Source organism: uncultured Dietzia sp. (genome assembly GCF_937873725.1).
Classification (GTDB): Bacteria; Actinomycetota; Actinomycetes; order Mycobacteriales; family Mycobacteriaceae; genus Dietzia.
In genome coordinates this window covers 43,970-61,437 of sequence record NZ_CALMYY010000077.1, presented here as the reverse complement: position 1 = coordinate 61,437, position 17,468 = coordinate 43,970, and the positions used below count along the sequence as shown (strand labels likewise).

The window sequence follows — 17,468 nt, the reverse complement described above, 5'->3', positions numbered from 1 at the left end:
GCGACTGCGGTGGCGGCGACTGCGGTGGCGGCGACTGCGGTGGCGGCGACTGCGGCCGGCGCGGCGAAGCAGCAGGGCCCGGGGCGGACGAATCCACGATCCCGGGCCCTGCGCTGGCCGCCACGGCCTGTCGACCAGTGACTGCCGGGCCGGCCGCCGACCGGACTAGCCCTCCAGGGCGTTGACCACGTCGAGCTGCCCCTCGGAGTGCGAGATGCGGATGCGCTTCTTGTCGAGCTTGCCCACGGAGGTCTTGGGGATCTCGTCGACGAAGGCGAAGCGCTCGGGCACCTGCCACTTGGCCATCCGGGTCTCCAGGTGCGCGCGCAGCTCGTCGACGCTCGGATCGGGGATCCCCTCCTTGACCACGATCGTGGCCAGCGGGCGCTCGTCCCACTTGGGATCGGGGATGCCGATCACGGCCGCCTCGGCCACGGCCGGGTGCTCGAGGAGATGGTTCTCCACCTCGACGGAGGAGATCCACTCGCCGCCGGACTTGATGATGTCCTTGGCGCGGTCGGTGAGCTGCAGGAAGCCCTCCGGCCGGACGAAGCCGACGTCGCCGGTCCGCAGCCAGCCGTCGTCGAACTGATCCGAGTTCTCGACCTTGTAGTAGCTACCGGTGATCCACGGGCCGCGGACCTGGAGCTCGCCCACGGACTCGCCGTCCCAGGGCAGTTCCGCCCCCGAGTCGTCGACGATCCGGGCCTTGACCCCCGCGAGGAACCGCCCCTGCGTCTTGCGCAGCTCGAACTGCTTCTCCTCGGGCAGGTCCGCCTTCGGCCGCGACAGCGTGCCGATGGGCGAGGTCTCCGTCATGCCCCACGCGTGGATGATGCTGATCCCGTAGTTCTCCTTGAACTTGCGGATCAGCGCCGGCGGGCAGGAACTGCCGCCCACGACCACGGCACGGAAGCTCGACATGTCGATGGGATGGTCGACGCTGTAGGCGTCCACCGCCATCCAGATGGTCGGCACGGCGGCGGCCAGGGTCGGCCGCTCGGAGGCGATCATCGCGGCGAGCGGCTCGGGCTGCAGGAAGCGCTCCGGCATGAGCAGCGAGGCGCCCACCATGAACGCCGCGTACGGCAGGCCCCACGACATCGCGTGGAACATGGGGACGATCGCCAGCACGTTGTCGTCGAGCGAGATGTCCATGCCGTCGGACATGCACACCTGCATCGAGTGCAGGTAGATCGAGCGGTGCGAGTAGACGACGCCCTTGGGGTCACCGGTGGTGCCCGAGGTGTAACACATCGCGGCGCCGGAGTCCTCGTCCACCTCCGGCCAGTCGAACTCGGTCGGCTGCGCGGCGAGCAGCGCCTCGTAGTCGTGCACCTGCACGCCCTCGGGGGCCTCGAGGCCTCCGGCGCCGCCGCCGGTGACGATCACGTGCTCGACCGTCGAGAACCGGGGCAGCAGCGGCTGGAGCAGCGGGATCAGGCTCGGGTCGACGATCACGACCTTGTCCTCGGCGTGGTTGGCGATGAACTCGAGCTGCTCCGGGAACAGCCGGATGTTGAGCGGGTGGAGCACCGCGCCCATCGACGGGATCGCCAGGTACGCCTCCATGTGCTCGGAGTTGTTCCACTGGAAGGTGGCGACGCGCTGATCGGCGTCGATCCCCAGGCCGCGGAGCGCGTGGGCCAGCTGCGCGGCACGCTTGCCGATGTCTCCGAACGAGATCTTGCGCGGGCCCTGATCGGTCCACGTGGTGACGACGGCGTCCTTGTGGACCGTCGCGCCGAACTTCACGATCGTGCTGACGTTCAGCTGTTCCGGCTGCATGGTGCTGCGCATGCGAGGGGGCTCCAATCTCAGGGGGTTTCTCCGAGGGGCGACGGGGGTCACACCTGCCGTCGACCTTACTCCCCGTCGAGGGCGTCGAAGACCTCCTGGACGGTCTTCATGGCCGACAGCGCGGCGGGCGCCCCGCAGTAGCCCGAGGCGTGGATGACGGCCTCGGTGATCTCCTCGCGCGTGAGCCCGTTGGTCAGCCCGCCCCGGACGTGACCTGCGAGTTCGGCCTCGGCCCGCAGCGCCACGAGCATCCCGATGTTGAGCAGGCTGCGGTCCCGCCGTCCCAGGCCCGGCCGGTTCCAGATGTTGCCCCAGACGTTCTCGGTGACCACGTACTGGATGGCCTCCGACGCCGTCCCGGCCGCCCGGCCCATGGCCCTGTCGACAAAGGCATCGCTCATCACCTCGCGCCGGGTGGCGAAACCCCCCTCGCGGAGGTCCCCGGCCGAAGGCCCCTCGCCCGAACCGCTCGTCGTCGTCATCTGGTGGTCCTTTCCTCCCGTGGTGCGCCTGGTTCCCGGCCCATCCTGCCGCGTCGCCGGGGCCCGGACCCTACCGGGGCGCGATGCGCAGCGGGATGCGCCGGGGGCCGAAGTCGCCGGGCCCGGCCGGGTCGAAGACGCCCGGCACGGCGGCACCGCAGATCGGGCAGGTGCCGTCGGGGGTGACGTGGAAGTCGACCATCCGGTACCAGTCGCGCACGATGAGCGGGCTCTGGCAGCCGGCGCAGTAGGTGGTGTCGCCGTCCTTGTCGTGGATGTTGCCGGTATAGGCGTAGCGTTCCCCGGCGTCGCGCGCGTGCTGCAGGGCCCGCCGCAACGTGAGCTCGGGGGTGCGCTCGACGTCGCGCATGCGGTGGTCCGGGTGGAAGGCCGAGAAATGATGGGGCACGTCCGGCCCCAGCTCGGACACGACCCACTCGCACATCGCGGCGATCTCGGCGTCCGAGTCGTTCCTGCCCGGGATGAGCAGCGTGGTGATCTCCAGCCAGGTGTCGGTGGTGGCGAGGTGGCGCAGGGTGTCCTTGACCACCTCGAGCTCCGCCCCCGTGACGGTGCGGTAGAACTCCTCGGTGAAGCCCTTGAGGTCGACGTTGACGGCGTCCATGGCGGCGAAGAACTCCGGCCGCGGCTCGGCCTCGATGTACCCCGCCGTCACGGCGACGGTCCGGACCCCCCGCTCGTGACACGCCGCGGCCACGTCGATCGCGTATTCGGCGAAGATCACCGGGTCGTTGTACGTGAACGCCACCGACGTCGCCCCCGCCCCGACGGCCGTGTCGGCGATCGCCCCCGGACTCGCCGCGTCGGCGAGGGTGTCGGTCTCGCGCGATTTGGAGATGTCCCAGTTCTGGCAGAACTTGCAGCCCAGGTTGCAGCCGGCGGTGCCGAAGCTCAACACGGAGGTGCCGGGGAGGAAGTGGTTGAGCGGCTTCTTCTCGATGGGGTCCACGCAGAACCCGGAGCTGCGTCCGTAGGTGTCGAGGATCAGCTGCCCGCCGGTGTTCATGCGGACGAAGCAGAACCCCCGCTGCCCCTCGTTCATCCGGCAGTGCCGCGGGCACAGGTTGCACTGCACCCGGCCGTCGTCGATCGTGTCCCACCATCGACCCACGTACGGGCGTGTGGCGGCGCGTGGCGATGTCATGTCCGGTCCTCCCCCCACTTGTCGACGACGAAGCGTCGCAGACTCCAGCTGTCGTCCCAGTCCAGGTGGTCGAGCCCGGCCTTGCGCCGGAGCGCCGCCATGAAGTCGGTGGCCTCGGGCAGCGGATCCCACATCTGCGGCAGGAACACCCCGCTCCGCCCGCGGCCGGAGAGCACCACGCCGTCGACCCCCGGGCGCAGCGCCCGCGTGGCCGCCTCCAGCCCGTCGGCCGCCACCGGTTCCGTCGCCGAGAGCACCGAGACCTCCACGTGGAGGTCGGGCAGCTCGCCCGGCGTGACGGGCTCGAAGCGGTGATCGCGGGTGGCGGCCGCGAGGGCGTTGCCGGCGACGTCCGCCCCGAGCCCCCGGTAGGGCTCGATGGTCCCGACGCAGCCGCGGAGCCGCCCCGCCGTGGTGAGCGTGACGAAGGATGCGCCGTCGCGCCGCAGCCAGGGGTGTCCGAGCAGGGCGGGCCAGCCGGGGGAGAGCCCCGGGTCCCGGCCCGCCCCGAGGTGGTGCGCGAGCACGGCCCGGGCGTAGGCGGGCAGCGTCGGTCCGATCGGGTCGTAGCGGACGGCCGGGTAGCCGACCACCCGGGCGGGGTCCCCGCGCGGGGACCGTGCGCTGGTGGAGTGGGCGAGCACGGTCGCGCGCAGCCCGCGGGCGGCGGCGTCGAGCATCAGGCCGTTCCACGGCACCGCCCCGCAGGCGCGGCGGGGAGGCAGGAGCGACCCCGCGCCGGTCACGCGGGACAGGGTGTCGGCGTCGACGCGCCGGGCCTCGGACTCGGAGAGGAAATGGGAGAGGTCGGAGCTGACGATGAGGAGGACGCCGTCCTCGGCGAGGATCGCCGCGACGAGCGCCGCCATGCCCTCCGGCTCGACGTGGCCGGCGACCAGCGGCAGGACGGGGACCCCCGGGGCCACCACCCGGAGAAACGGCAGGTGGACCTCCACGGAGTGCTCGCGGGCGTGGACGGCGGGCGAGGTGACGAGCAACCCCGGGTGCGTGTCCGCCAGGCGGCGGCGCAGCGTGGCGAGCAGGTCGGCGGGAACCTCCACCTCACCGAGCGGGGTGGCGAAGGCCCCCACGCCGGCGTCGGCGACGCCGTCCACCGCCACCCGGTGCGCCGGCCCGACCACGACGATCCGGCGGACGGCACCGGAGCGGACCGCGTCGGCCACGAGCCGGTACCCCGCGGCCGCGACCGGGCCGGAGAACTCGTACCCGGCGTGGGGCAGGACGAGCGCCCGGGGCGGGATCCGCGGGTCGGGCGGGGGTGGGCCGTCGCCGGTGGTGGCGGCTCCGGCGGTGCTGACTCCGGTGGTGGCGCCGGCGGGTGCGGGGTCCGCCAGCAGCCGCTCGACCTCGCGGCGCAGCGCATCGGCGGCCCCCGGGTAGAACGACCCGGCGACGGCGGGCGGGCGAACGGCGACGGTCATGGTGCATCGACCTCCGCCGTCCACGGTAGGCCTATTCCGGGGCGGGCGACAGCGGTCACCCGTCCTCCACGGTCACCTCCGACGCCCGCAACTCCTCACCGCAGCGGTCGCACCGGAGTCGCGGCCGGAGCGGCGCGCCGCAGGCGTGGGTGAGGGAGATCGCCGGCCCCTCCGGCGCCCGGAACCAGCGCTGGCCCCACGCGATCATCAGCGTGATGACGGGGAAGAACGCCTCCGCCCGGGCGGTGAGGACGTACCCCACCCGGTCCTGCCGCTCCGGGTTCTCGACGGCGGTGACCACGCCGGCGTCCTCGAAGCGGCGCAGTCGGTCGGCGAGGACGGCCGGCGGCGCACCGGTCCGGTCGGCGAGCTCGGTGAACCTGCTCCCGCCCATCATCAGCGCCCCGAGCAGGGCGGCCGACCACCGGTCGCCGAGCAGCTCCATGGTGCGGTCGAGGTACGGCGACGGCCGCCGCGCGCCGGTGGACCTGCGACGACCCACGGAGGCGGGGACGCTCCGGGTCCAGTCGCCGCTGGGGCCGAGGGCCGCCGTGACGGCGGCGCGGGTGACTGGTCGGTCGCAGTCGGCGCACGCGGTGACCGGGGAGAACAGCTCCCCGCACCGGCCGTGGCGCATCTCGGGCAGCGCGGCCGTGGGGTCGCGGTCCTTCTCCCACGCCCACATTGCCAGCAGGATCGGCCAGAGGTCGCGACCGCGGCGGGTGAGGACGTACTCGTGGCGGGCTGGCCGGTCGGAGTAGCGGACCCGGTCGAACAACCCGGCCTCGGTGAGCCTGCCCAGCCTGCCGGTGAGGACGGTGTTGGAGATGGGGCCGCGCCCCATCCAGTCCCCGTAGCGGCGGCAGCCGTCCACCGCGTGGCGCAGGATCCACAGGTTCCACTCGTCGCCGAGCAGGCCGAGGGTTACGGCGATGGCGTTGGGGCCGCCCGGCCCGAGCGCCGTGCTCCCGGTCCGGGCTGTCACCGGCCTCGCCGGTAGCGGTGCGCGTCGAGCCGACCCGGATCCGCCTCGAGCAGCCCGCGGTCCCACCCCGCCGGCTCCGCCGCGGCCTCATAGGTCTCCTGGAGGAAACCGAGCACGGTGGCCTCCGGATCCGCGGACCCGGCCGCGACCTCGTACGGCAGCACGAACTCGCCGAGGTCGGCCCGGTACCCGCCCACGCTCACCTCCCGCTCGGCGAAGCCTGGCGGGGTGGGGTAGGCGTAGGAGTAGAACGCGCCCTCGTCACCGCCGCCGGGCCAGAACCCGCAGCTGCTCAGTTCCCGGTCATACGCCTCGACCATCACCCAGTCGGCGCAGTTGGGGGCCCCGCCCGGATGCGCGGGCGCCGGGCGGCCCGAGAAGCGGGTGCACGCCAGGTCCATCGACCCCCAGAAGAAATGCACCGGCGAGACCTTGCCCGCGAAGCGCGCCCGGAACTCGCCCAGGACGCGGTCGGCGCGGACGAGCTGCTGCCAGAACCGGTGGGCCGCGTCGGGGTCGTACTCGCGGCCCGCGGTGTCCCGGGCGAAGGGGACGGCGGGGTCGACCTCGTTGGGGGCGGGCTGGAACGCCGGGCGGTCCACCCCGAGGTCGGCCAGCACCTCGAGGGTCTGCGCGTAGAACCGTGCCACGGACTGCCCCTCCAGGGCGAAGCCGCCGTGGGTACCTTCGGACGAGCGGGCGGACAACCGGTGGGAGACCAGGTCCAGCTCCACGTCCACGATTCCCGCCCGCGACGGGATCGACCCGGTGGTCAGCCCCCGCGCGGTCACGTACAGCGTGGCGTGCCACCAGTGGTTGACCAGCGGCGACTGCGCCATCCGCACCTTGCCGACGATCTGGGTCCACAGGTGCAATGTGTCCCGGGTGGCCGCCCAGTCATCCGTGCGGAGTCGGGGCCAGGGGGTGGTGGTCATGTCGCGCTCCTCGGTCGGAGACCTCGTCCCCTCGTTATACCCGCACGGACCCGCGGCCAGTACCGCCCGACCGGCACCGGAGCCTCGGTCGGTCCGGGCCTCTAGTCGTCCCGCCCCACCACCAGGCTGACCGTGGTGGTGGTGCTGCCGCCGATGTTGAGCATCGCGGCCCGGCGCGCGTCTGCCACCTGGTAGCCCTCGGCGGTGCCGGTCACCTGCTTGTGGCAGTCCACCAGCATGCGCACTCCGGTCGCGCCCACGGGATGCCCGCCGCCGAGCAGCCCGCCGCTCGGGTTGACGGGGATGCGGCCGCCGATCTCGAGCTCTCCCGACTCGATCGCCCGCCAGCTCTCGCCGGGCGGGGTGATGCCGAGGTGGTCGATGGCCATGTACTCGGAGGAGGTGAAGCAGTCGTGGGTCTCCACCAGGTCCACGCCGTCGACGCCCGGGACACCCGCGCGGGCGAACGCGTCCCCGATGGCCTGCGCGACGTGCGGGAACATCAGCGGTGAGCCCTCGCTCCGGCGCAGCTTCTCGTCCAGCGGCAACCCGACGGTGCGGTGCCCCCAGCCGAGGATCCGCGAGGACCGCACCGACCCCGGCCCGCCCCGCGCGCGCAGGAATCGATCGGAGACCAGGACGACCCCGGCGCCGCCGTCCGTGAGGGGCCCGCAGTCCGCCTTGTGCAGCCGGCCCTCGACGACGGGGTTGGCCGCGGCGTCGTCGGTGAACGCCTCCGCCGGGTGCGCCCACGCGCGGGTCTGTGCATTGGGGTTGGCCTTGGCGTTGCGGGTGTTGAGCTCGGCGATGGCCCACAGGTGCCGCGGATCGAGTCCGTGGCGGCGCTCGTACTCGTCCGCGATCCGACTGAACATGTGCGGCCACATGTACGCCGTGTCGGTGCCCTCGTGGCCGAGCCAGGCCGCGCCCTCCATGTAGCGGGAGCCGAGGTCGCCGGGGACGTTCTTCTCGATCTCCACGCCCAGCACGAGCGCGCAGTCGTAGCGACCCGCCTCCAGGTCCGCCATCGCGGCCAGCACGGCCAACGACCCGGACGCGCACGCCCCCTCGTGGCGGGTGGCCGGCACGCCCCACAGGTCGGGCAGCATGGTGGCGGGCATGGCCCCGAGATGCCCCTGACCGGTGTAGACCTGCCCGAAGGCGTTGGCCAGGTGGATCACGCCCACCTCGCCGGGCTCGACGCCGGCGGACTCGAGGGTCCGCTGCGCGACCTCGCCCACCAGATCGGAGACCTCCAGGCCCGCCCGGGCGATGTTGCGGGCGAAGTCCGACTGGTATCCGCCGACGATCCACACGGGGTCGCTCATCGCGGGCCCACCTTCCAGTTGGTCGAGGTGTCGTCGCGGGGCTTGACAGCACCGCCCCACCTAGTCACTCTTCTAGTTGTAGCGTAGATCGTTCGCCCCCAGAAGGAGAACCAGGTATGGACGTCGAGCTCGTCGGGAAACTGCTGTCGACCCTCCCCGAGGACGACGACCACCCCTACCGCTCCGGCCCGTGGCGGCCGCAGGACACCGAGTGGGAGGCCGACGACCTCGAGGTGGTCTCGGGCGAGATCCCCGCCGACCTCGACGGCATCTACCTGCGCAACACCGAGAACCCCCTGCACCCGGCGATCAAGCACTACCACCCGTTCGACGGCGACGGGATGATCCACGTGGTGGGCTTCCGCGACGGCAAGGCCTTCTACCGCAACCGCTTCATCCGCACCGAGGGGCTGCTCGACGAGCAGGAGGCCGGCCGCTCGCTGTGGGCCGGCATGACCGAGATGCCGGACTGGGCGCTGCGCGAGGACGGCTGGGGCGCCCGCGGCCGGATGAAGGACGCCTCGAGCACCGACGTCACGGTCCACCGCGGCCGGGCCCTGACCAGCTTCTGGATGTGCGGCGACCTCTACAGCCTGGACCCGTACAGCGGGCGCACCCTCGGCAAGGAGGACTGGAACGGCGGATTCCCGCGCGACTGGGGCGTCTCGGCCCACCCCAAGGTCGACGAGAACACCGGCGAGCTGCTGTTCTTCAACTACGGCAAGCAGACGCCGTACATGAACTACGGCGTGGTGGACGAGACCGGCAGCGTGGTCCACCGCGCCGAGATCCCCCTGCCCGGCCCGCGCCTGCCGCACGACATGGCGTTCACGGAGAACTACTCGATCCTCAACGACCTGCCCATGTTCTGGGACGCGGAACTGCTCACGCACGACCTGCACGTCCCCCGATTCCACAGGGAGCTCCCCGCCCGCTTCGCCGTCATCCCGCGCCGCGGCACCACGGCCGAGATCCGGTGGTTCGAGGCCGATCCCACCTATGTCCTGCACTTCACCAACGCCTACGAGGAGGGCGAGGAGATCGTCCTCGAGGGCTTCCACCAGGGCTGCCCCGAGCCGCAGGACGACGGCAGCGGCGACATGATGAACCGCATCTTCCGCTACCTGGCCCTGGACAACCTCCAGACCCGTCTGCACCGCTGGCGCTTCAACCTGCGCACCGGCCAGACCCGCGAGGAGCGCCTCACGGACACGATCACCGAGTTCGGGATGATCAACGGCGCACTGGGCGGCCGCGAGCACCGCTACGTCTACGCCGCCACCGGCGTCCCGGGCCGCTTCCTGTTCAACGGCCTGGTCCGGCACGACGTCAAGACCGGCGCCGAGGAGCACTACGCCCTGGGCGAGGGCGTGTACGGCAGCGAGACCTCCATGGCCCCGCGCGTCGGCAGCACCGGAGAGGACGACGGCTACCTGGTGACGCTCACCACCGACATGAACGAGGACGCGTCCTTCGCCCTGGTCTTTGACGCCTCCCGGGTCGCCGACGGCCCGGTCTGCACCCTCCGCCTGCCCGAACGCATCTCCAGCGGCACGCACTCCACGTGGGTCGCGGGCGCCGAGCTGCGCCGCTGGGACACCGCGGACACGGCCGCGCAGGCGGTGGGGCTGTAGGGGCCCGACGGTCGGGGCGCGGTGGCGGACGGTTCTGCCGCGGGCCCCGGGGTCGGCTACGCTCGACTGGTCCTGCGCCCGCGCGGGACGTCCGTGGTACGCGGCGGAAGTCGGTGCGAATCCGACGCTGTCCCGCAACTGTGATCCCGCCTCGCGCGGGCGAGCCAGGTCGGCCGGTGCCGCGGTGCCGTACGAACTGACCTCGGACGAAGGGCGGTTGCGTGCAGCGGCGTCCGCGTCGCGGCCCGAGCCGCCCTCGTCCTCCGAGCCCCGGAGGATGTTGTGCACCACCCACGAGCCCGCTCGCTGGTCGTCGCGGCCCTGACGGCCGTCGCGCTGGTCGCCGCGGCGTGCACCGGTCCCGACGACTCCACCCCGGCCGCCGACGGTCCCCCGCCCGGCGAGCCCCGGGCGATCATCTCGCTCAGCCCCACCACCACCGAGATGCTGTACGCGGTCGGCGCGGGCGAGCAGGTGGTCGCCGTCGACGACCGTTCCGACTTCCCGGCCGGCGCTCCGCGCACCGAGCTGTCGGGGTACACCCCGAACCTCGAGGCGATCCTGGGCTACCAGCCCGACCTGGTGGTGGCCACGGACGACACCGGCGACATCGTGGCCGGGCTCGAACGCTCCGGGGTGGAGGTGCTGCTCCTGCCCGCCGCCGCCACCCTCGACGACACCTACACCCAGCTCGAGCAGGTCGGCGCCGCCACCGGACACGTCGGCGAGGCCGCCGAACTGGTGTCGCGGATGCGGGTGGAGATCGATCAGATCGTCGCCTCGGTCCCGGCGCGACAGACCCCGCTGACCTACTTCCACGAGCTCGACGACACCCTCTACACCGTCACCGACGACACCTACATCGGCGAGATCTACTCCCTGCTGGGGATGACCTCCATCGCCACCGGGGGCAACGGCTACCCGCAACTGTCGGAGGAGCTCATCCTCGAGGCCGACCCGGACCTGGTCCTGCTCGCCGACGGTCAGTGCTGCGGGATCACCCCGGAGCTTGTGGCCGAGCGGCCCGGCTGGGGCGAGCTCACCGCGGTCCGGGAGGACCGCGTCGTGGTGGTCGACGAGGACGTCGCCAGCCGATGGGGCCCCCGCGTGGTGGACTTCATGCGCGAGGTGGCCGGGATCGTCAACCGGATCCCGTCCGGCCAGCCCGCGTCGTGACCCGCCCGTCGCCCCGCCCCGCCCTGGTGTTGGGCGGGGCGACGCTGCTCTTCCTCGCGGCGCTGCTCGCGGGCACCCTGGTCGGCCCGGCCGGCCTCACCCCGCGCGGCGTCCTGCTGGACCTGCTCGACCAGCTGCCGGTGGTGGCCGTCGACTCGGGGCTCACGCCCCGCCAGCAGGTGATCCTGTGGGAGATCCGGATCCCGCGGGTGGTGCTCGGCGGGATCGTCGGCGCGATGCTGGCGCTCGCCGGCGCCACCTACCAGGGCGTGTTCCGCAACCCGCTCGCCGATCCGTACCTCCTGGGCGTGTCCAGCGGCGCCGGGCTGGGCGCGACGCTGGCGATCGTCGCGGGCGGGGCCATGGGCTCCGGCCTCGTGCCGCCCGCGGCCTTCGCCGGCGGCATGATCGCGGTGATGGCCACCTACGCGCTCGGTCAGAGCGTCGGCGGCGGACGCGCGGAGGTCGTCATCATCCTCGCCGGCGTCGCCGTCGCCGCGTTCGCCAGCGCGATCCAGACCTTCTTCATGCAACGTCACGACGAGACCCTGCGTCAGGTGTACTCGTGGATGCTCGGCCGGCTCACGACCAGCGGCTGGTCGGAGGTGTGGACCGTGCTCCCGTACGTCGTGGTGTCGGTCGGGGTGATCGCGCTGTTCCGCCGGACCCTCGACGTGATGGCCGTCGGCGACCTCGAGGCCTCCACCCTGGGCGTCGCGCCGGCCCGGGTGCGGCTGGTCCTCATCAGCGCGGCCACGCTCGGCACCGCCGCGGTCGTCTCCGTGAGCGGCCTGATCGGGTTCGTCGGCATCGTGATCCCCCACGCCGTCCGGCTGGTGATCGGCCCCGGCCACCGGCTGCTCCTGCCGCTGTCGCTGCTGGTGGGCGCCACGTTCCTCATCCTCGCGGACATCGTCGCCCGGACCGCCATGAGCCCGGCCGAGCTGCCCATCGGCGTCGTCACCGCCGCGATCGGCGCCCCGTTCTTCCTGTTCGTCCTCCGCCGGAGCCGGGGCCACATATGACGGTCGCCCTGTCCTGCCGCGGCCTCCGCGTCTCCCGCGACCGGTCCCCGGTCCTCCACGGGATCGACCTCACCGTCCCCACCGGGGCCTGGATCTCGCTCGTCGGCCCCAACGGCTCGGGCAAGACCACCCTGCTCCACGCCCTCGCGGGCCTCATCCCCTCCGCCGGCCACGTCGAGATCGGTGGGTTGTCCCCCCGCCGGGCGGGCCGGCGGAAGATCGCCCGGACCGTGGCGATGATGCCGCAGCGCCCGATCGTCCCCGAGGGCGTGACCGCGCGGGAGCTGATCCGCCTGGGCCGCACCCCGCACATCCCCCGGTTCGGCACGGAGTCACCCCGCGACGACGAGGTGGTCGAGCACGTGATCGACCGACTCGGCCTGCGCGATCTCGCCTCCCGCACCGCCACCACCCTGTCCGGCGGCGAGCTCCAGCGTGTCGTGCTCGGTCGCTCGCTGGCGCAGGAGCCGCGGGTGTTGCTCCTGGACGAGCCGACGAGCGCCCTCGACATCGGGCACCAGCAGCAGGTGCTGGACCTGGTCGACTCGATGCGCCGGGAGACCGGGCTCACCGTGGTGGCCGCCATGCACGACCTCACCTCGGCCGCGCACTACGGCGAGCGGCTGGTGCTGCTCGACCGCGGGAGGCTGATCGCCGACGGGACGCCCGGGGAGGTGCTCACCGTCGAGCGCGTGGCCCGGGTGTACGGGGCCCGCGTCGAGGTCCTGGGTCGCCGCGACGGCCCAGCGGTCCTGCCGCTGCGGGAGCCGGGGGCGGGGACCTGATGGAGGTCGTCCTCCTGGGGACCGGCGCCGCCGACGGGTGGCCCAACCCGTTCTGCCGGTGCGCGTCGTGCGAGGACGCACGCCGGTGCGGCGTGCTGCGGGGCCAGACCTCCGCGCTGGTCGACGACGAGCTGCTGATCGACTGCGGACCGGAGGCGCCGGGGGCCGCGTCGCGTCTCGGGCGGACGCTGGCGGGGGTCGGACATCTGCTCATCACGCACGCCCACTCCGACCACCTGGGCCCCCAGGCGCTGCTCTCCCGCTCCTGGGTCCCCGGGGTCGGCCGGCTCGAGGTGGTCGGCCCGGCCGACGCCCTCGACCTGTGCCGACCCTGGGTCGGCCCCGGGGACCCCGTGCGCTTCACCCCCGTCACCGCCGGGGACCGCATCGCGGTCGGCGCCTACGACGTGCGCGTCCTGCCCGCGTGGCACCGGGTGTTCAGTGACGGGGACGCGGTGCTCTACGACGTGACCGGCCCCGACGGCGCGCGCATCCTCTGGGCGACCGACACCGGGCCGTGGCCCGACGACTGGTTCGACGCCGTCCGCGGCGCCGGGTTCGACGCCGTCTTCCTCGAGGAGACCCTCGGCGACCGCGAGGACGTCTCGCAGGCGCACCTCGGGCTGGCCCGGTTCGGCCGCATGCTCGCGTCGCTCCGGCTGGCCGGGGCGGTCGACCACCACACCGACGTGGTGGCCGTGCACCTGGGCCACCACAACCCCCCTCTCGACAGGCTGGCGGCGCGCCTGGCCGAGCACGGCGCCCGGGCGGGACTCGACGGCGAGGTCGTCGCCTCCGGTCCGACGTCGCCCTGACCCGCGCCCGCTCGCGAGGGGGATGTCGGACCCCCGCCCTACCCTGCGGGTGAGCTCGATCGGGGACCGATCGAGGACAGGAGGCGCACGCCGTGACCACACCGAACGTCCCGTCGGCGGCCGAGAGGGCCCGGGCCGAGGCGGCGCGCGCACAGGCGGACGCCGGCGTCGCGCTGGCCCATTTCGAGGCGCTCACCCGGGTCCGCGACGCCGACCGCACGCGGGTCTGCCTCCTGCCGCTGGGCACGGATCCGGCGACCGCCGCTGCCCCGAGGTGGGCCGAGGACCGGGCCGTCGACTTGGTCGCCGCCGGGTCGGCCGCGCAACCGCTGACCCCGGCTCGCGCCGAGGAGGAACGGCGGCGGCTCCTCTGGTCGGCGGTCGCCAGGATCATCGGCGCGGTCCTCGCCGCCGCCGTCGCGATCGGCGTCGCGGTCGCGATGATCTCCGGAATGGCGGGCTGACCCCGTGGGGTCCAGGGGAGGCGTCGGCTGCGTCGGCGCGGTGGGCCTGCTCATCGTGGTCTCGATGATCATCAGCCTCATCGTGTTCCTGGTCGGTGTGGCCGCGGTGGTGGCCGGCCTCGGGGCGGCCGGGTGGCTGCTCTCCTCCGCGGTGGCCGATCTGCGTCGACGCGCCCGCCTCACCCAGGGCACCGAGCCGCTGCAGGCCTCCGGGACCCGCGCCCAGCGGATCGCCGCGGGCTCGCACTCCGCCGCGCAGGAGGCCCTCGCCTCCTCCCTCGCCGCGTGGCGGTACCTGTCCGTCACCCGGGCGATCGGGACGCCGCTGCAGGAGTCCTTCGACCGTCTCGAACGCCGGGCGGTCCACGACGTCGCGTTCCAGGACCTCCTCCTGCGGGCGGAGACCGAGCACGCCCGATCGGTCATCGACCGGCCCGTCACGGTCGCCGACCTCACCCGGCAGACCGTCGACCTGGACCGGCTGAACTCCGAGCTGCGCCGGTCGGTTCACCGGATGGTCGCCGACGAGACGGGGCGCTGAGCCGCGCGACCCGGGGGCGCGGGGGTTCGGGGGTTCGCAGGGCCGTTCGTCGCCGATCGTAGATACCCCCTGGGGCATCTTGTGGATACCCCCAGGGGTATGTATTCTCGTGGCATACCCACCGCCGGGAACCCCGATCCACAAGGAGAGCCCCATGCTTCTCGAACGCATCTACGACGAGGACCTGGCCCAGGCCGGATACTTCATCGGCTGTCAGGCCAAGGGCGAGGCCGTGGTCGTCGACGCCCGCCGCGACGTCCGCCAGTACCTCGACCTCGCGGCGAAGCACGGCATGACCATCACCGCCGTGACCGAGACCCACATCCACGCCGACTACCTGTCGGGCACCCGCGAACTGGCCGAGGCCACGGGCGCGCGCATCTACGTCTCCGGCGAGGGCGGCGCGGACTGGCAGTACGGCTTCGAGGCCGAGCGCCTGCATCACGGTGACCGGCTCGCGCTGGGGAACATCACCGTCGAGGCCGTGCACACCCCGGGCCACACCCCCGAGCACCTGTCCTTCCTGATCACCGACGGGGCGTTCGCCGATGCCCCCGGGTACATGCTCACCGGCGACTTCGTCTTCTCCGGCGACCTCGGCCGACCGGACCTGCTCGACGAGGCCGCGGGCGGGGTCGACACCCGCTTCGGCGGTGCCAAGCAGATCTTCCAGAGCCTGAAGAAGTCCTTCCTCACCCTGCCGGACCACGTCCAGGTCTTCCCCGGCCACGGTTCCGGCAGCGCCTGCGGCAAGGCCCTGGGCGCCCTCCCGTCCACCAGCGTCGGCTACGAGCGTCGCTTCGCCTGGTGGGCCGGCTACCTCGAGCGCGACGACGAGCAGGGCTTCGTCGACGAGCTGCTCGACGGCCAGCCGGACGCCCACGCGTACTTCGGACGGATGAAGCGCCAGAACAAGGAGGGCCCGGCCGTCCTCGGACCGCTGGCCCCGCTGCACCGGTACGAGTCGGCCGAGCTCGCCGCCGCGCTCGAGGCCGACCGGGTCGTCGTCGTCGACACCCGCGGCCAGGACGAGGTCCACGCCGGCACCGTCGCCGGGTCGCTCAACGTGCCCGGCGTCGCCAAGGCCGCGTCCTTCGGCGCCTGGGTCTACGACCCCGAGCGCGAGACCACACCCCTGGTGGTCCTCGCCGAGGACTCCGAGGTCGCCGATCAGTTCCGCGACCACCTGCTCCGGGTGGGCATCGACACGGTCACCGGCTACACCACGAGCCTCGACGGGTTGCCCATGACGACCCCCGAGATGATCGGCCCCGACGAGCTCGGGTCGTTCGAGGCCTCCATGGTCCTGGACGTGCGGAACAAGACCGAGCACGCCGACGGCCACATCCCGGGCTCCGAGCAGCTCAGTGGCGGCCGGGTCCTCTGGAACCTCGACCGCCTCCCGACCGACGGCCCGATCGTGACGTACTGCCAGAGCGGCGTCCGCAACTCGGTCGCGGCCAGCGCCCTGCGTCGCGCCGGCTACCGGGTCGTGGAGCTCGAGGGCAGCTACGCCGCGTGGTCCGAGCGCAACCTCGCGACGGTCTGACCGGGCTCACCCCCAGACCCACCCACCCCGGACCGTCTCCCCGAAGTAACGCCGGCGCCCCCGCCGGAGAAAGGCGCATGCCATGGAGATCACCATGATCATCGTCGTGGCACTGTCCGTCCTGGTCGGCCTGTCCCTGGGCCTGCTCGGCGGGGGCGGTTCCATCCTCGTCGTCCCGCTGCTCACCTACGTGGGCGGCCTCGACCCCAAGGAGGCGATCGCGACCTCCCTGTTCGTCGTCGGCGCCACCTCGCTCGCCAGCCTCGTCGGGCACGCCCGGAAGGGTCGGGTCCAGTGGCGGACGGGGCTGATCTTCGGGGCGGCCGGAATGCTCGGCGCGTTCCTCGGCGGCCTCGCCGGCGGACACATCCCGGGCGCGATCCTCATGATCGCGTTCGCCGCGATGATGATCGCCACCGCGGGCGCGATGATCCGCGGCCGCAAGAACGACGGCGGTGGGGCCGGGTCGCATGACCATCCCCTGTGGCGGATCCTGCTCGACGGCCTGGTCGTGGGAGCCGCGACCGGCCTGGTGGGGGCCGGCGGCGGTTTCCTCGTGGTCCCGGCCCTCGTGCTCCTGGCCGGGTTGCCGATGACCGCCGCGGTGGGCACCTCGCTGCTCGTGATAAGCATGAAGTCCTTCGCCGGGCTGGCCGGATACCTCACCTCGGTGAGCCTGGACTGGCCGCTGGTCGCCGCCGTCACCGCCGCCGCGATCGCCGGCTCCTTCATCGGCGTCCGGCTCACCTCCGTGGTGCCGGAGCAGGCGCTGCGCAAGGGCTTCGGCTACTTCGTCCTGCTCATGGGCGCCTTCGTCCTCTCCCAGGAACTGCCCTTCCCCGCCGGGCCGATCATCCTCGGGGCGGTCGGGGTGGTCGTCCTCGCGGCGGTGGGCTGCCTGCTCGTCGCCGGGGACCGGTGCCCGCTCCGCACGTCCGATCGACGCCCCGCCGACGCCACGGACGACACGTCCTCCGGCCCCGACCTCGGGGCCCCCGGCGACCCCTCGCTGGAGCCCGCCCGGACCGGGTCACGACGGTGAGCGCCACCCCGCCCCGGACCGGGACCGAGGTCACCGCCCGACTGGAGAGTGCGCGCGAGCGACTCGACGCCGTGATCGCGGCGGTCGAGGGCCGGGACTCCTGTCGCGCCACGGTCGACCTGCTCGTCGCGGTCTCCCGCGACCTCAACGGCGTCGGCTTCGCGCTCGTCTCGAACGCCATGAGCCAGTGCGCCGTAACCGGGGACGACGCGGCGGGGGACGGGTCCGGCCTCACCGCCGCGGAGCTCGAGAAGCTGCTGCTCTCGCTCGCCTGACCCGCGGCCCCCCGGCCGGTGGGGC

17 protein-coding genes and 1 riboswitch are annotated in these 17,468 nt (G+C 73.1%); of the genes, 10 read left to right on the top strand and 7 right to left on the bottom strand.

Annotated elements, in window-relative coordinates; translation table 11 throughout:
• Nucleotides 1-165: 165 nt before the first annotated feature.
• The 7 genes from Q0444_RS08015 to Q0444_RS07985 form a co-directional block, all read right to left on the bottom strand.
• Entirely contained in the window at nucleotides 166-1,800 is a 1,635-nt protein-coding gene (locus tag Q0444_RS08015) for a long-chain fatty acid--CoA ligase (RefSeq protein ID WP_299022795.1), read from the bottom strand.
• 65 nt (nucleotides 1,801-1,865) lie between these two features.
• Nucleotides 1,866-2,282 (bottom strand): carboxymuconolactone decarboxylase family protein, encoded by a 417-nt coding sequence (locus Q0444_RS08010; protein ID WP_299022790.1) that lies wholly within the window; start codon nucleotides 2,280-2,282, stop codon nucleotides 1,866-1,868.
• Nucleotides 2,283-2,352: 70 nt separating this feature from the next.
• Entirely contained in the window at nucleotides 2,353-3,447 is a 1,095-nt protein-coding gene (gene amrS / locus Q0444_RS08005; RefSeq protein WP_299022787.1) for an AmmeMemoRadiSam system radical SAM enzyme, read from the bottom strand.
• Entirely contained in the window at nucleotides 3,444-4,889 is a 1,446-nt protein-coding gene (gene amrB, locus Q0444_RS08000; RefSeq protein ID WP_291084182.1) for an AmmeMemoRadiSam system protein B, read from the bottom strand. The genes amrS and amrB overlap by 4 nt, the downstream gene beginning before the upstream one ends.
• A gap of 55 nt (nucleotides 4,890-4,944) precedes the next feature.
• On the bottom strand, nucleotides 4,945-5,874 hold the full coding sequence (locus Q0444_RS07995; RefSeq protein ID WP_291084185.1) for a helix-turn-helix domain-containing protein: 930 nt from the start codon (nucleotides 5,872-5,874) through the stop codon (nucleotides 4,945-4,947).
• Nucleotides 5,871-6,809, bottom strand: coding sequence for a DUF5996 family protein (locus tag Q0444_RS07990; protein WP_291084187.1), 939 nt, complete (start codon nucleotides 6,807-6,809; stop codon nucleotides 5,871-5,873). Before Q0444_RS07990 ends, Q0444_RS07995 begins: the two co-directional genes overlap by 4 nt.
• A gap of 101 nt (nucleotides 6,810-6,910) precedes the next feature.
• Nucleotides 6,911-8,137: an acetyl-CoA acetyltransferase gene (locus Q0444_RS07985; protein ID WP_291084191.1), complete on the bottom strand. Its 1,227-nt coding sequence runs from the start codon at nucleotides 8,135-8,137 to the stop codon at nucleotides 6,911-6,913.
• 116 nt (nucleotides 8,138-8,253) lie between these two features.
• On the opposite strand from Q0444_RS07985, the gene Q0444_RS07980 reads away from it, so the two are divergent.
• The 10 genes from Q0444_RS07980 (at nucleotide 8,254) to Q0444_RS07935 (ending at nucleotide 17,443) form a co-directional block, all read left to right on the top strand.
• Complete coding sequence (locus Q0444_RS07980) at nucleotides 8,254-9,771, top strand: carotenoid oxygenase family protein (protein WP_291084194.1); 1,518 nt, start codon at nucleotides 8,254-8,256, stop codon at nucleotides 9,769-9,771.
• Nucleotides 9,772-9,880: 109 nt separating this feature from the next.
• A riboswitch (cobalamin riboswitch) is annotated at nucleotides 9,881-9,940 on the top strand.
• Nucleotides 9,941-10,053: 113 nt separating this feature from the next.
• On the top strand, nucleotides 10,054-10,947 hold the full coding sequence (locus Q0444_RS07975) for an ABC transporter substrate-binding protein (protein WP_291084197.1): 894 nt from the start codon (nucleotides 10,054-10,056) through the stop codon (nucleotides 10,945-10,947).
• Complete coding sequence (locus Q0444_RS07970; protein WP_299022779.1) at nucleotides 10,944-11,972, top strand: iron ABC transporter permease; 1,029 nt, start codon at nucleotides 10,944-10,946, stop codon at nucleotides 11,970-11,972. Before Q0444_RS07975 ends, Q0444_RS07970 begins: the two co-directional genes overlap by 4 nt.
• Nucleotides 11,969-12,757 (top strand): ABC transporter ATP-binding protein, encoded by a 789-nt coding sequence (locus tag Q0444_RS07965; protein WP_291084201.1) that lies wholly within the window; start codon nucleotides 11,969-11,971, stop codon nucleotides 12,755-12,757. Before Q0444_RS07970 ends, Q0444_RS07965 begins: the two co-directional genes overlap by 4 nt.
• Entirely contained in the window at nucleotides 12,757-13,572 is an 816-nt protein-coding gene (locus Q0444_RS07960) for an MBL fold metallo-hydrolase (protein ID WP_291084203.1), read from the top strand. Before Q0444_RS07965 ends, Q0444_RS07960 begins: the two co-directional genes overlap by 1 nt.
• A gap of 92 nt (nucleotides 13,573-13,664) precedes the next feature.
• Nucleotides 13,665-14,036, top strand: a complete 372-nt coding sequence (locus tag Q0444_RS07955) for a hypothetical protein (RefSeq protein WP_291084206.1) — start codon at nucleotides 13,665-13,667, stop codon at nucleotides 14,034-14,036.
• Between the two features lie 4 nt (nucleotides 14,037-14,040).
• The gene (locus tag Q0444_RS07950) at nucleotides 14,041-14,577 is read left to right on the top strand and encodes a hypothetical protein (protein ID WP_291084209.1); all 537 of its coding nucleotides are present in this window, start codon (nucleotides 14,041-14,043) and stop codon (nucleotides 14,575-14,577) included.
• Nucleotides 14,578-14,731: 154 nt separating this feature from the next.
• On the top strand, nucleotides 14,732-16,126 hold the full coding sequence (locus Q0444_RS07945; RefSeq protein ID WP_291084212.1) for a rhodanese-like domain-containing protein: 1,395 nt from the start codon (nucleotides 14,732-14,734) through the stop codon (nucleotides 16,124-16,126).
• An 82-nt stretch (nucleotides 16,127-16,208) separates the two neighbouring features.
• Nucleotides 16,209-17,168 carry a sulfite exporter TauE/SafE family protein gene (locus Q0444_RS07940; RefSeq protein ID WP_291084215.1) on the top strand — a complete coding sequence of 320 codons (960 nt, stop codon included), beginning with the start codon at nucleotides 16,209-16,211 and terminating at the stop codon, nucleotides 17,166-17,168.
• Nucleotides 17,165-17,443, top strand: a complete 279-nt coding sequence (locus Q0444_RS07935; protein WP_291084218.1) for a metal-sensing transcriptional repressor — start codon at nucleotides 17,165-17,167, stop codon at nucleotides 17,441-17,443. The genes Q0444_RS07940 and Q0444_RS07935 overlap by 4 nt, the downstream gene beginning before the upstream one ends.
• Nucleotides 17,444-17,468: the final 25 nt, after the last annotated feature.